Consider the following 12,703-nt stretch of genomic DNA (forward strand, 5'->3'; position numbering starts at 1 on the left):
TGGCTGATCGCCGGGCCCGTCGTCGTCGCGGTCGCGCTGCTGTTCGCGTTCGTCTCCGGCTGGCTCGCCGCGGCGTCGTCCCACACGCTGCGCAACCCGCAGCTGGCCGCGGACGCCGCCCGGCTCGAGCGGATCGAGCACGTCACCGGGACGCCCGTCCGGGTCGAGGACGTCTCCTCGTGGACCGACCAGGCGAACGCGTTCACCGTCGGGTTCGGCCCGTCGACGCACGTCGTCCTCTGGGACACGCTGCTCGACGGCCGCTTCTCACGACGGCAGGAAGACGTGGTGATGGCGCACGAGCTCGGTCACGTGCGCAACTACGACATCCGGCTCTCGATGATCGTGTTCGGCCTGACGGTCGCGATCGGCCTGATCGCGGACATCTTCCTGCGCATGACGCTCTTCGGCGGCAACAACCGGAACAACAACAACGGCGGCGGCAACCCGGTCGTGCTCGTGTTCGGACTGGTCGCTGCGATCATCGCTCCGCTGGTCGCCACGCTCGTCCAGCTCGCGGTGTCCCGCCAGCGCGAATACCTCGCCGACGCCACCGGCGCGATGACGACGCGGCACCCGGACGCCCTGGCCAGCGCGCTCCTCAAGCTGCAGGACTACTCGCGGCCGATGCGCAAGCAGAACAGCAGCATGGCGCACCTGTGGATCGCGGAGCCGCTGAAGCCGAGCATGATGAGCCGGCTGTTCTCGACTCACCCGCCGATCCCGGAGCGCGTCGAGCGCCTGGAGAAGATGGGCGCGGGCTTCTGACCCTCGCCGCCAGTTCCTGAGTTCTTCACACTGCTCCCCGGCGTGTTGCGTGAAGAACTCCGGAAGCCATGGCGGGGTGGCGCGAGTCAGCCCTCGGCGTCGACCGGCTCCAGCTCGGCGGTGCCGGTGTAGCGGTAGCGTACGCGGGTGCCGCGCCGCTCCTCGTCGAGCGGCCGCCATTCGGTGCCCACGTTCGAGGCGCCGTCGGTCACCGAGACGTCCCGGATCGGGTCGGCGGGCGCCCCGTCGATGAGCCGCGCGAGCACCTCGGCGTACACGGTCGAGTCCGGGTTGAGCAGCACCGCGATGTAGTGGTCGGAGTCGCGCACGTCGTCGGCGCCCACCCAGACCCGGCCGTCGAACTGGACGAGCGCGCGGCCGTCCTCGCCGCGTTTCGTCCCGGTCACGATGCCGTCCGTCCAGCGTTCGCCGTCGCGGTATGCGTACACCTCGCGCATCGGCTGCTCGTAGTCCGCCTCATCGGCGCCGTCGGCGTTCAGGTAGTCCAGCGGTGACGTCATGCCCGCACCCTACCCCCGCGGCCGTGCGCACCGCGAGGGTGCCGTGCCGTCGCCGGATCGCCGGAGCGATTCAGCCGGCCGCCGGTGCGAGCAGCGGTGCCAGGTCGCCCCGCGCGCTGGAGGCCACCTCCACCGCGCCGAGCCCCTGCCAGGCCGCGGTCTCGGCCAGCAGCGGCCGCAGCCGCTCGGCGATCCGGCCGCCGTCGCCGTCCTCGGTCCACGCGGACTGCACGCGCAGCACGCCGGCCTGGCGGTCGCTCTTCAGATCGACGCGCCCGACCAGGGCGTCGTCGAGCAGGATCGGCAGCGAGTAGTAGCCGTAGACGCGCTGCGGCGCCGGCGTGTAGATCTCGATGCGGTAGTGGAAGCCGAACATCCGCAGCGCCCGGTCGCGGTACCAGACGACCGGGTCGAACGGGGAGAGCAGCGCTGCGGCCTCCATGCGCCGAGGACGGCGCGCATCCCGGTGCAGCCAGGCCGGGATCGGCTTGCCGTTGCTCTCCCAGCCGGGGACGCGGACCGGGAGGAGCTCGCCCGCCTCCTCCAGGTCGCGGATCGCGGCGAGGGCGGGGGCGCCCTTGATGCGGTAGTAGTCGGCGAAGTCCTTGGCCGTTCCGATGCCGTGCGCGACGGCCGAGCGCCGGATCAGCTCGCGGACGGCGTCGTCGGTGTCGTAGCGCACGCCGAGCACGCTCGCCGGAAGCACGTCCTCCACGAGCGCGTAGCGGCGCTGGAACCGGGTGCGGCCGGCGATCGCCACCTCGCCCATCAGGAACAGCATCTCGAGCGCGCGCTTGACCGCCGACCAGCCCCACCACGGCCCGGTGCGGGTGTTGGCGTCGTGCTCGATCTCGCTCGCGGCGAGCGGGCCGTTCGCGGCGAGTTCCCTGCGCAGCCAGTCGACGGTCTCGCGGTTGCTGTCGAACCAGCCGCCCTCCGCGCCGTACCGTGCACGGTTGAACCGCATGCGCCACTCGAACAGCGGCCAGTCCTCCTTGCGGATGAACGCCGCCTCGTGCGCCCAGTACTCGGTGTGCGGTCCGCGCGCGTCGAAGGTCAGCCGGTCGAGCAGGGCCTTGTCGTAGGCGCCGAGCCGGGCGAACGCCGGCAGGTAGTGGCTGCGCTCGAACACGTTCACGGAGTCGATCTGCAGCAGGTTGATGCGGTCCACCAGCCCGTTCAGCTGCCGGACGCCGACGACGGCGGGGCGCGGGCGCCCGAAGCCCTGCGCGGCGAGCGCGATGCGGCGTGCGAGCGCGGGGGAGACCTGTTCGACCACGCCTCGAGCGTAGCGGCCGCGTCCGACACCGACCGTTCCCGTAGCGACGCGAATGTCCCCGTCCGGGACTAACGCCCCTGCTCGCGCACCCCCGGAACGTACCGAACGGGCACGGTCGCCGGATCGGGGCGACACCGACCGTTCACCTCCCGGTCACCGCCCGCTGGGCCGTGCGTCGAACGGCGTGCCTAGCGTGAGCCCGAACCGGGTGGAACACCCGGCCACAAACCCGTGCACTGGAGGAAAATCCGTGATCAACAAGCGCGCTCGTGCCGCCGGCCTCGCCGCCACCGCGACCGTCGTCGCCCTGTCCCTCGCCGCCTGCTCCGGCGGCGCGGACGCCAGCGGCAGCAGCACCGACAGCAGCAAGGTCGCCACCGCCACCGACGTCGCGTCGGCCGGCGGGATGGACGCCCTGGTCGCCGCCGCCAAGAAGGAGGGCAGCCTCAACATCATCGCCACCCCCGGCGACTGGGCGAACTACCAGGAGATCTTCGACGGCTTCACCAAGAAGTACGGCATCACGATCAACCCGAGCCAGGACAGCGCGTCCAGCCAGGAGGAGATCGACGCCGCCAAGAAGCTCAAGGGCCAGGACACCGCGCCGGACACGTTCGACATCGGCTCCTCCGTCGCGCTCGCCAACACCGAGTACTTCGCGCCGTACAAGCCGACCGGCTTCGCCGACATCCCCGACGACCAGAAGGAGAAGGACGGCCTCTGGAAGGTCGGCTACTACGGCGTCATGGCGGTCGGCTACGACGCCAACAAGATCAAGACCGCCCCGACGAGCTTCGACGACCTGCTGAAGCCGGAGTTCAAGGGCGCCGTCGCGCTGAACGGCAACCCGACCCAGGCGGCGGCCGCGGCCGGCGCCGTCGCGTACGCCACGCTGCAGAACGGCGGGACGCTGGACGACCTCACCCCGGGCATCGACTGGTTCTCGAAGCTGAAGAAGGCGGCCAACTGGAACGCCGCAGACGGCAAGCCCAACACCATCGCCTCCGGTGAGACGCCCGTCCTGCTCGACTGGTCGTTCAACCAGAAGGGCTACACCACCTCCGACACGATCAAGTCGGGCGGCATCGACTGGAAGTACGTCGTGCTCCCCGGCACCGCGTACGTCGGCTACTACAACCAGGCCATCAACAAGGACGCCCCGCACCCGGCGGCCGCGCGCCTGTGGGAGGAGTACCTCTACAGCGACGCCGCGCAGAACGCCTGGCTCAAGGGCGGCGCCTACCCGGCCCGCGTGAACGCCATGGAGAAGGCCGGGACGCTGGACACCAAGGACTTCCCCGGCAAGCTGGACAAGGTCGCCGTGATGACCGACAAGCAGGCGACGGACGCGGGAACGCTCCTGAACGCCAAGTGGGCCAACGCGGTCGGCTGATGACCGAGACCATCGCCGCGGCTCCCGCGATCGATGCCGCTGCCGCCGGGGTCACCTCGCGTGACTCCCGGCGGCAGCCGTCGTCCGCGGCGGGCCGCCGAAGCCGGCGGGGCGGCGCGGCCGTGCTCGGCCTGACCCCCTTCGCCTTCTACGTCGTCGTCTTCCTCGCCATCCCGACCCTCGTCGCGGTCGGCAGCGGCTTCCTCGACGAGAACGGCCGCTTCACGTGGTCGAACATCACCGGCCTCGCCGAGCCCGCCATCGCCGGGTCGTTCTTCGGCGCGTTCTGGCTGTCCGCGGTGACCGCGATCGTCGGGGCGATCGCGGGTGCTGCGCTGTGCTTCGCGATGCTGCAGTCACGGCCGGGAGGCGTCACGCGCTCGCTCGTGGACTCGGCCAGCAGCGTGCTCGCCCAGTTCGGCGGCGTCATGCTCGCCTTCGCGTTCATCGCCACGATCGGCGCGCAGGGCCTGGTGACCGTGCTGCTGCGCAACCAGTTCCATATCAACATCTACGAGAACGGCGTCTGGCTCTACACGGTGCCCGGCCTGATCCTCCCGTACCTCTACTTCCAGATCCCGCTCATGGTCATCACCTTCCTGCCCGCGCTGGAGAGCCTGCGCCCGCAGTGGCTGGAGGCGACGGCGACGCTCGGCGGCAGCCGGTGGACCTACTGGACGCGCGTGGGCGGTCCCATCCTGCTGCCGTCGTTCCTGGGCAGCCTGCTGCTCCTGTTCGCGAACGCCTTCTCCTCCTACGCGACGGCGGCGGCGCTGGTCGGCCAGGCCAACAACATCGTCTCGTTGCAGATCCGGCAGGCCCTCATCTCGGAGACCGTGCTCGGCCGCGCGAACCTCGCGGGGTCGATGGCGCTCGGGATGCTCGTGGTGATGATCGTGGTCATGCTCGGCTACTCGGCGCTTGTCCGCCGGACGGCGCGGTGGCAGCGGTGACCCGGCGCGCGCAGCCGCTGCGGCTGGGTCCCGGCCCGGTCGTCCGGACGGTGATCTGGGCCGTCCTCGGGGCGTTCTTCCTCATCCCGCTGCTGTCGATGCTCGAGTTCACGCTGCGGACGGCGAAGCCCGGCGTGTACAGCTTCGATCGCTGGGCCGCCGTCTTCGGCGGGGAGACCACCCGCTACGACCGCATCTACCAGGGCCTCGGCAACTCGCTCGTGCTCGCGGTCGTCACCGTGGCGATCGTGCTGCTCGTGCTGCTGCCGACCATCGTGCTGGTGGAGCTGCGCTTCCCGCAGCTGCGCCGGCTGCTGGAGGCGGTCTGTCTGCTGCCGATCATGATCCCGGCGATCGTGATGGTCGTCGGCCTCGCGCCGACGTACGCGGTCGTCACGCAGATCTTCGGCTCCGGCGCCTGGACGCTCGCCTTCGCGTACGGCATCACCGTGCTGCCGTACGCCTACCGGGCGATCCAGAGCAATGTCGCCGCCGTCGACCTGGTGACGCTCAGCGAGGCCGCCCGCTCGCTCGGCGCGGGCTGGGGCACGGTGTTCTGGCGCGTGCTCGTGCCGAACCTGCGGCGCGGTATCCTCGCCGCCTCCGCGCTGTCGGTGGCCGTCGTGCTCGGCGAGTTCACGATCGCGTCGCTGCTCAGCCGCGTCAACCTGCAGACCTCGCTGCTGCTGGTCTCGCAGTCCGACCCGTTCGTCGCGGTCATCTTCGCGCTGCTCGCGCTGGTGTTCGCGTTCATCCTCCTCTTCGTCGTCGACCGGGTCGTCAGCGCCCGGCGGCGCGCCAGGAAAGGCTAGACATGTCCGCAGTGCAAACCGCACCCCGCGTGGGGTCGACCGTCGCCCTCGACGGGCTCGTCCGCGACTTCGGTGGGGGCGCGGGCCTCGCCGGCTTCTCGCTGGAGGCGGAGCCCGGCGAGTTCATCGCCCTGCTCGGCCCGAGCGGCTGCGGCAAGACGACCGCGCTCCGCTCGCTGGCCGGGCTCGAGCGCGTCGACTCCGGCCGCATCCTCATCGACGGACACGACGTCACGGACGAGCCGACCAGCCGCCGCGACCTCGGGATGGTGTTCCAGTCGTACTCGCTGTTCCCGCACCTGACGTCCGGGCAGAACGTGGAGTTCGGGCTGCGGATGCGCCGGGTCCCGGCCGCGGAGCGCCGCCGCCGGGCGGCCCAGGCGCTGGAGCTGGTCGGCCTCGACCACCACGCCGACCGCTACGCGCACCAGCTCTCCGGCGGTCAGCAGCAGCGCGTGGCGCTGGCCCGCGCGCTCGTCACCGAGCCGCGCGTGCTCCTGCTCGACGAGCCGCTGTCGGCGCTCGACGCGAAGGTGCGGGTGCAGCTGCGCGAGGAGATCCGCCGCATCCAGACCGAGCTCGGCATCACCACGTTCTTCGTGACGCACGACCAGGAGGAGGCGCTCGCCGTCGCCGACCGCGTCGCCGTGATGCGCGCGGGCGCGATCGAGCAGATCGGGACACCGGAGGAGCTCTACCACCGGCCGGCGACGGCGTTCGTCGCCGAGTTCGTCGGGCTCACCAACCGCGTTCCCGGGGTCGTCTCCGGCGGCCGGCTGCAGGTGCTCGGCCAGTCCGTCCCGACGGTGGCGCCCTCCGCCGACGGGCCGGTGACCGCGTACCTGCGCCCCGAGGACGTGCTGCTGGCGGCGGACGGGCTGCCGGCGGAGGTGCTCACCACGAGCTTCCTCGGCGCGCTCCGCCGCACGCGGGTCCGCCTCGCCGACGGCTCCGAGCTCGCCGTGCAGCACGGCGCCCGCGAGAACCCCGCACCGGGGGAGCGCGTCCACGTCGCCCTCTCCGGCACGCCCGTCACCGTCGCCCCCGCATCCTGACGCGACGGCTGGGCACGTGCTGTGAGTTGCCGTGCACACGATGAGTGGACGCTGAGGCCGCTCGCAGCCCGCACCTAGACTGGCGGGCATGGCAGACAGCGACTCCACCGGCCAGGGCCCCGTCCCGCCGGCTCAGCCCGCCACCACACCGGCGCGAGCGCGGTTCTTGCGCCGGCGCCGCGACCTGGAGAGCCCGGCCACCGGGCCGGTCGACGAATCGCTGCCGCGCGGCGTCCGGCTCGCCGGCGCCTGGTCGTGGCGGCTGCTCGTGATCGGTGCGGTGATCGCGGTGGCGATCTTCCTGATCGTGCAGCTGCGGCTGATCGTCGTCCCGGTGCTCATCGCGGTCCTGCTCGGCGCGCTCCTGGTGCCGTACAAGGACTTCCTGGTGCGGCACCGCTGGCCGCGCTGGCTCGCGATCGTGGCGACGCTGCTCACGCTGGTGGTGGTCGTCGGCGGGCTCTTCTACCTCGTGATCTGGCAGATCGCGCGCGAGAGCGGCGACCTGCGCACGCAGTCGGTCGCCGCGTTCGACCAGTTCCGCGCCTGGCTCACCACCGGTCCGATCGGGCTGACCGAGGACCAGATCAACAGCGCCTTCGCGTCGATCTGGAAGACGATCCAGGAGGACAGCGCCGTCTACATCTCGGGCGCGCTCTCGGTCGGCTCCACGCTGGGCCACGTGCTCGCGGGAGCGCTGCTGACCCTGTTCAGCGTGCTGTTCATCCTGATCGACGGGCGCGGGATCTGGCACTGGGTCGTCCGCGTCTTCCCGAAGAACGCGCGCGCCGCCGTCGACGGCGCGGGCCAGGAGGGCTGGCGGACGCTGCGGAACTTCGCCAAGGTGCAGATCCTGGTCGCCTCCATCGACGCGCTCGGCATCGGCCTCGGCGCGTTCTTCCTCGGCCTGCCGCTCGTGCTGCCGATCGCGGTCCTGGTCTTCCTCGGCTCGTTCATCCCGATCGTCGGGGCGGTCGTCACCGGCGCGCTGGCGGTGTTCGTCGCGCTGGTCTTCAAGGGCTGGGTGTTCGCGGTCATCATGCTCGCGGTCGTCCTCCTGGTGCAGCAGATCGAGGGACACGTCCTGCAGCCGCTGATCATGGGCAGCGCCGTGAAGGTGCACCCGCTGGCCGTCGTGCTCGCGGTGGCCGCTGGCTCGCTGCTCGCCGGCATACCCGGCGCGCTGTTCGCAGTGCCGTTCGTCGCCGTGCTCAACGTGATGGTGCACTACGTCTCGTCCGGCGTCTGGCGCACGAAGCCGCCGGAGGCGTGGGTGCCGCCGCCCGGCCCGATCTGGGAGACGGTGCCGCGCCAGCAGCGCCGCCCGCGCGCCGACTGACGACGCCGCCCGCGTCCGTCGCATTCGGTCCGCGGAATATGGCCGCGAGTAGGCTGTGCAGGTGGCTACCGTGACTGACCCCACGCGCACTCCGTTCGCCGGCCCGAGCCTGGACGAGATCGAGGCCGCGCGCGCCATCGTGTCCCGGGTCGCGCAGCCGACGCCGATGGAGAGCTCCCGGTACCTGACCGACGTGCTCGGCGCCCCGGTGCTGCTGAAGTGCGAGAACCTGCAGCGCACCGGCTCCTACAAGATCCGCGGGGCCTACAACCGGCTGTCCAAGCTGAGCGAGGAGGAGCGCGCCCGCGGCGTCGTCGCGGCCTCCGCGGGCAACCACGCGCAGGGCGTCGCGTTCGCCGCGCGGGAGCTCGGCATCCACGCGACGATCTTCATGCCGGTGGGCGTGGCCATCCCGAAATTCCAGGCGACGCGCGCCTACGGCGCCGACGTCGTCCTGAGCGGCAGCATCGTCGACGAGACGCTGCGCGCCGCGGCCGACTTCGCCGCGGAGACCGGCGCCGTCTTCATCCCGCCCTTCGACCATCCCGCTATCGTCGCGGGTCAGGGCACGCTGGGCCTCGAGATCCTCGAGGAGGCGCCGGAGGTCACGACGATCGTCGTCCCGATCGGGGGCGGCGGGCTCATCTCGGGGGTGGCGAGCGCGGTCAGGCAGCGCGCGGCGCGTGAGGGCAGGACGGTGCGCGTGATCGGCGTGCAGGCGGCCAACGCCGCCGCGTACCCGCCCTCGCTCGCCGCAGGCGAGCCCGTGGACATCTCGCTCGTGACGACCATCGCCGACGGCATCGCCGTGAGCAGGCCGGGGGCGCTGAACTTCGAGATCATCCGGGAGGCGGTGGACGAGGTCGTCACCGTGACCGAGGACGACCTGGCCCGGGCGCTCCTGGTGCTGCTGGAGCGCGCGAAGCTGGTGGTCGAGCCCGCGGGCGCCGCCGGCGTCGCCGCCATCCTCTCCGGCGCGGTCACCGCCCCGGCGGACGGGACGCTGGTGGCGATCCTCTCCGGCGGCAACATCGACCCGCTGCTCATGCAGCGCGTGATCGGCGACGGCCTCGCCGCCGCCGACCGCTACCTCAAGCTCTCGATCATGCTCCCAGACCGCCCCGGCCAGCTCGCGCGCATCGCCGAGATCCTGGCGGGCGTCAACGCCAATGTGGTCGAGGTGCTGCACACCCGGCACGGCCGCGGGATGCAGCTGAGCCAGGTGGAGCTGAACGTCTCGGTCGAGACGCGGGGCACCGAGCACCGCCAGCACGTCATCCAGGCGCTGCGCGCCGCCGGCTACGACCCGGTCCTCGAAGACGACTGACCCGTCCCATAACGACATTTGCCCCAAATCGTGGCTCTGACGCCGCCAGAACCACGATTTGGGGCAAATGTCGCGTGGGCCGGTTACTGGCCGGTGTAGGTCTCGACCTTGGTGACCTCGACCTTGATCTGGCGGCCGTTCGGAGCGGTGTACTCCGTCTTCTCGCCCACCTTGAGGCCGAGGATGGCCGCGCCGAGCGGGCTCTGCTCGCTGTAGACGGGCAGGTCGGTGCCCGCGGCGATCTCGCGGTTGCCGATCAGGAAGACGCTCTCGTCGCCCGCGATGGTCGCGGTGATGACCGTGCCCGGCTCCACGACGCCGTGGCTCTCCGGCGCCTCGCCGACGGTGGCGTTGCGCAGCAGGTTGGTGAGCTGGACGATGCGGGCCTCGATCTTGCCCTGCTCGTCCTTCGCCGCGTGGTACCCGCCGTTCTCCTTGAGGTCGCCCTCCTCGCGGGCCGCCTCGATGCGCTTCGCGATCTCATTACGGCCGTTGACGCTGAGCTCCTCGAGTTCCGCCGCGAGACGGTCGTACGCATCCTGGGTCAGAAAGGTGACCTGAGACTCCTGGGACATGATGAACTCCTTCGCGCCTGCGGCTGACGCCGCTTCGGCAGATGGCCGGTGACGTACCGGTGGGTAAAGTCGACGCCCCGGCCTCGGCCGGGGCGTATCCACAGAATGCTAGGTCAGCCAGCAGGTGTTAATCAAACCCGTATTGCTCTGCTGCGTTGTCCGGATCGTCTCCGTGTGGCTGGTCACGCGCTTGTCGGAAGCGGGGTAGCTGACGATGCGCCAGCCGACGATCGCGAAGTCCTCGTTGAGGGCCTGGATGGCGCAGGTGACGGGCGTCCCCGGCGAGGTGTTGATGGTGAACGAGATGTCGACGTGGTGCGCGTCGGTGATCGTGTACGCGGTGTCCGTCGCCTCGAGATCGGCCTGATTGTTGTCCCAGCCCGCCCAGAACGACCACGCGATCACGACCGCGAGCATCGCGACGGCGCCCCCGGCGAGCAGCCAGCGGTCGCGGCGGCGACGGGACGGGGTGCGGCCGTACCGCGACTCCAGGGTGGTCTCGGTGGCCATCCGCCTACGGTCCGCCTCTCGGTGGGGTCTCAGGCCCGCCGCCGGGCCGACGGTAGGCTGAGACAAGACTAGGAGACGAAGCTGTGAATCGTGCTGCCCGCCGGCGGCTGATGGCCGTGCACGCCCACCCGGACGACGAGTCCAGCAAGGGTGCGGGCACCGCCGCGCGCTATGCCGCGCTCGGCGACGAGGTGCTCGTCGTCAGCTGCACAGGCGGCGAGCGCGGCGACGTGCTGAACCCCGCCCTCGACGCCGACGCCCGGGCCCGCGCCGCGCGCGACATGGCGGGACTGCGGCGCCGGGAGATGGCGGCGGCGCAGGCGGTGCTCGGCGTCCAGCACCGCTGGCTCGGCTACGTCGACTCCGGAATGGCGCGCGAGGACGGCAGCCTGCCGCCGAACGCGTTCGCGGCCCTGCCTCTGGACTTCCCGCTCGCGCCGCTGGTCCGGCTCATGCGCGCGTTCCGGCCGCACGTGCTCGTCACCTACGACGAGAACGGCGGCTACCCGCATCCCGACCACATCCGGGCGCACCAGGTCGCCGTCGCCGCCTACCGCGCGGCGGCCGACCCGGAGCGGTTCCCCGAGGCCGGCGCGCCGTGGCAGGTCTCGAAGCTCTACTACGACCGGATGTTCAGCGGCGAGCGCGTCCGCGCGGGCCACGACGCGCTGCTCGCCGCCGACCCGTCCTCGCCGGTGCTGCCGCGGCTGCGGGAGATGCGATCCTGGATGGACGACGGACCGTCGCCCGTGACCACCCGCGTCGACGTCGCCGACTTCCTCGACACCAGGGACGCCGCCCTGCGCTCGCACGCGAGCCAGGTCGCGCCCGACGACACCTTCTTCTTCTGGCCGAACGACGTGCTCCGCACGGCGTGGCCCACGGAGGACTTCCAGCTCATCGACTCGAAAGTGGAGACCCAGATGCCTGAGACCGACCTGTTCGCCGGAATCGAGGGGCGCGACTGATGGGGGAGCTGCTGCTGCGCGGGTCCGCCTGGCTGGCCGCGACCCCGAGCCCGACGCCGACCGGCGGTCCGAACGCGGACGACGTGACGCCCGGCGTCGTCGGCTTCGTCGTCACCTTCCTGCTCGCGGTCGTCGTCGTGCTCCTGGTGATCGACATGGTGCGCCGCATCCGCCGGGTGCGCTACCGCGCCGAGATCGCCGAGAAGCTGGACGCCGAGCAGGCGGCCGCCGCGGGCCGGACCGACGGCGACGCGGGTCGCCCGCGCGACGACCGGCCGTCGGACGACGACGCGGCGCGCGGCTAGCGTCCGCCCGCGCCCGCGCCTCGCGGCGTCAGCCGTTGTAGGCGGGGTGCAGCGCGATCAGCAGTGTGGCCGTCCAGTGGCACAGGAATGCCAGGACGGTCAGGGTGTGGAAGATCTCGTGGAAGCCGAACACGCCGGGGATCGGGTTCGGCCGCTTCAGTCCGTAGATGACGGCGCCGACGGTGTAGAAGATGCCGCCGACGAGCACGAGCACCATCATGGCCACGTTCGCGTTCACCAGGTCGACGATGTACATCATCGCCGCCCAGCCGAGCAGCAGGTAGATCGGGACGTACAGCCAGCGCGGCGCGGTGATCCAGAACACCCGGAAGCCGATGCCGAGCAGCGCGCCGCCCCAGACGATCGCGAGCAGCAGGATGCCCTTCTCCGGCGGCAGGGCGAGCACGGCGAGCGGCGTGTAGGTGCCCGCGATCAGCAGGAAGATGTTGGCGTGATCGATGCGCTTGAGCACGACCTTGGTGCGCGGCTTCCAGTTGAACCGGTGGTAGAGCGCCGAGTTGCCGAACAGCAGCATCGAGGTGAGCATGAAGACCGCCGACGCCCACTTCGCCGGCGCGCCCTGCGCCAGGCTGATCAGGACGATGCCGGCGGCGATCGTGACCGGGAACGTTCCGGCGTGGATCCAGCCCCGCCAGGTCGGCTTCAGCTCCGCCGGGTTGGCGGGTGAGGCGTCCAGCAGCGGGATGTTCGGCAGGTCGGTCCCGCGGCTCTCGTCGGCCTTCACGGCCGCGTCGGCGGGCGGGAGGGCGGTCGCGGGCTCGGAGAGGAACTCGGCGACGTCCTCGGGCTCGGGCGTGGTTCGCGGCGTCATGGACCAAGAGTAGGGGAGGCGGGTGTCCGGATGCTGTGAGACGTCGCCGTCGCGCCGCGCTAACGT

General features: G+C 71.3%; 14 protein-coding genes. 9 read left to right on the top strand and 5 right to left on the bottom strand.

Going from position 1 to position 12,703, the window contains the following annotated elements; genetic code table 11:
* Positions 1–768 (top strand): M48 family metalloprotease (locus tag ACTHMF_RS14785; protein ID WP_440318644.1); only part of this gene is annotated, 768 nt, incomplete at its 5' end.
* Between the two features lie 86 nt (positions 769–854).
* On the opposite strand, the gene ACTHMF_RS14790 is transcribed toward ACTHMF_RS14785, so the two are convergent.
* Both ACTHMF_RS14790 and ACTHMF_RS14795 read right to left on the bottom strand, forming a co-directional pair.
* On the bottom strand, positions 855–1,289 hold the full coding sequence (locus tag ACTHMF_RS14790; RefSeq protein ID WP_314147015.1) for a hypothetical protein: 435 nt from the start codon (positions 1,287–1,289) through the stop codon (positions 855–857).
* A gap of 70 nt (positions 1,290–1,359) precedes the next feature.
* A complete protein-coding gene (locus tag ACTHMF_RS14795; protein ID WP_440318646.1) occupies positions 1,360–2,568 on the bottom strand; it encodes a winged helix-turn-helix domain-containing protein in 1,209 nt (402 codons plus the stop codon).
* 250 nt (positions 2,569–2,818) lie between these two features.
* On the opposite strand from ACTHMF_RS14795, the gene ACTHMF_RS14800 reads away from it, so the two are divergent.
* The 6 genes from ACTHMF_RS14800 to ilvA all read left to right on the top strand — a co-directional run bounded on the left by ACTHMF_RS14800 (position 2,819) and on the right by ilvA (position 9,447).
* On the top strand, positions 2,819–3,961 hold the full coding sequence (locus ACTHMF_RS14800; RefSeq protein WP_440318648.1) for an ABC transporter substrate-binding protein: 1,143 nt from the start codon (positions 2,819–2,821) through the stop codon (positions 3,959–3,961).
* On the top strand, positions 3,940–4,914 hold the full coding sequence (locus tag ACTHMF_RS14805; RefSeq protein ID WP_440318650.1) for an ABC transporter permease: 975 nt from the start codon (positions 3,940–3,942) through the stop codon (positions 4,912–4,914). Before ACTHMF_RS14800 ends, ACTHMF_RS14805 begins: the two co-directional genes overlap by 22 nt.
* Positions 4,902–5,726, top strand: coding sequence for an ABC transporter permease (locus ACTHMF_RS14810; RefSeq protein WP_440318652.1), 825 nt, complete (start codon positions 4,902–4,904; stop codon positions 5,724–5,726). The genes ACTHMF_RS14805 and ACTHMF_RS14810 overlap by 13 nt, the downstream gene beginning before the upstream one ends.
* Before the next feature lie 2 nt (positions 5,727–5,728).
* On the top strand, positions 5,729–6,781 hold the full coding sequence (locus ACTHMF_RS14815; protein ID WP_440318654.1) for an ABC transporter ATP-binding protein: 1,053 nt from the start codon (positions 5,729–5,731) through the stop codon (positions 6,779–6,781).
* Positions 6,782–6,869: 88 nt separating this feature from the next.
* Positions 6,870–8,120 carry an AI-2E family transporter gene (locus tag ACTHMF_RS14820; RefSeq protein WP_314147020.1) on the top strand — a complete coding sequence of 417 codons (1,251 nt, stop codon included), beginning with the start codon at positions 6,870–6,872 and terminating at the stop codon, positions 8,118–8,120.
* A gap of 61 nt (positions 8,121–8,181) precedes the next feature.
* Positions 8,182–9,447 (top strand): threonine ammonia-lyase, encoded by a 1,266-nt coding sequence (gene ilvA, locus ACTHMF_RS14825; RefSeq protein ID WP_440318656.1) that lies wholly within the window; start codon positions 8,182–8,184, stop codon positions 9,445–9,447.
* 83 nt (positions 9,448–9,530) lie between these two features.
* On the opposite strand, the gene greA is transcribed toward ilvA, so the two are convergent.
* A complete protein-coding gene (greA, locus tag ACTHMF_RS14830) occupies positions 9,531–10,022 on the bottom strand; it encodes a transcription elongation factor GreA (protein ID WP_314147022.1) in 492 nt (163 codons plus the stop codon).
* A gap of 108 nt (positions 10,023–10,130) precedes the next feature.
* Positions 10,131–10,532, bottom strand: a complete 402-nt coding sequence (locus tag ACTHMF_RS14835; RefSeq protein ID WP_314147023.1) for a DUF4307 domain-containing protein — start codon at positions 10,530–10,532, stop codon at positions 10,131–10,133.
* A 110-nt stretch (positions 10,533–10,642) separates the two neighbouring features.
* On the opposite strand from ACTHMF_RS14835, the gene mca reads away from it, so the two are divergent.
* Positions 10,643–11,500, top strand: a complete 858-nt coding sequence (mca, locus tag ACTHMF_RS14840; RefSeq protein ID WP_440318689.1) for a mycothiol conjugate amidase Mca — start codon at positions 10,643–10,645, stop codon at positions 11,498–11,500.
* A complete protein-coding gene (locus ACTHMF_RS14845; protein ID WP_314147024.1) occupies positions 11,500–11,805 on the top strand; it encodes a hypothetical protein in 306 nt (101 codons plus the stop codon). The genes mca and ACTHMF_RS14845 overlap by 1 nt, the downstream gene beginning before the upstream one ends.
* Before the next feature lie 28 nt (positions 11,806–11,833).
* On the opposite strand, the gene trhA is transcribed toward ACTHMF_RS14845, so the two are convergent.
* Positions 11,834–12,637: a PAQR family membrane homeostasis protein TrhA gene (trhA, locus tag ACTHMF_RS14850; protein WP_314147025.1), complete on the bottom strand. Its 804-nt coding sequence runs from the start codon at positions 12,635–12,637 to the stop codon at positions 11,834–11,836.
* Between the last annotated feature and the right edge of the window lie 66 nt (positions 12,638–12,703).

Origin of the sequence: Leifsonia sp. (assembly GCF_051955155.1) — a bacterium.
Taxonomy (GTDB): Bacteria; Actinomycetota; Actinomycetes; order Actinomycetales; family Microbacteriaceae; genus Leifsonia.

Bases quoted from the DNA above. Each gene is read 5' to 3' on its own strand.
- ACTHMF_RS14790 (WP_314147015.1), bottom strand. From the start codon at position 1,289: ATGACGTCACCGCTGGACTACCTGAACGCCGACGGCGCCGATGAGGCG.
- ACTHMF_RS14815 (WP_440318654.1), top strand. From the start codon at position 5,729: ATGTCCGCAGTGCAAACCGCACCCCGCGTGGGGTCGACCGTCGCCCTC.
- ACTHMF_RS14820 (WP_314147020.1), top strand. From the start codon at position 6,870: ATGGCAGACAGCGACTCCACCGGCCAGGGCCCCGTCCCGCCGGCTCAG.
- greA (WP_314147022.1), bottom strand. From the start codon at position 10,022: ATGTCCCAGGAGTCTCAGGTCACCTTTCTGACCCAGGATGCGTACGAC.
- ACTHMF_RS14835 (WP_314147023.1), bottom strand. From the start codon at position 10,532: ATGGCCACCGAGACCACCCTGGAGTCGCGGTACGGCCGCACCCCGTCC.
- mca (WP_440318689.1), top strand. From the start codon at position 10,643: ATGGCCGTGCACGCCCACCCGGACGACGAGTCCAGCAAGGGTGCGGGC.
- ACTHMF_RS14845 (WP_314147024.1), top strand. From the start codon at position 11,500: ATGGGGGAGCTGCTGCTGCGCGGGTCCGCCTGGCTGGCCGCGACCCCG.
- trhA (WP_314147025.1), bottom strand. From the start codon at position 12,637: ATGACGCCGCGAACCACGCCCGAGCCCGAGGACGTCGCCGAGTTCCTC.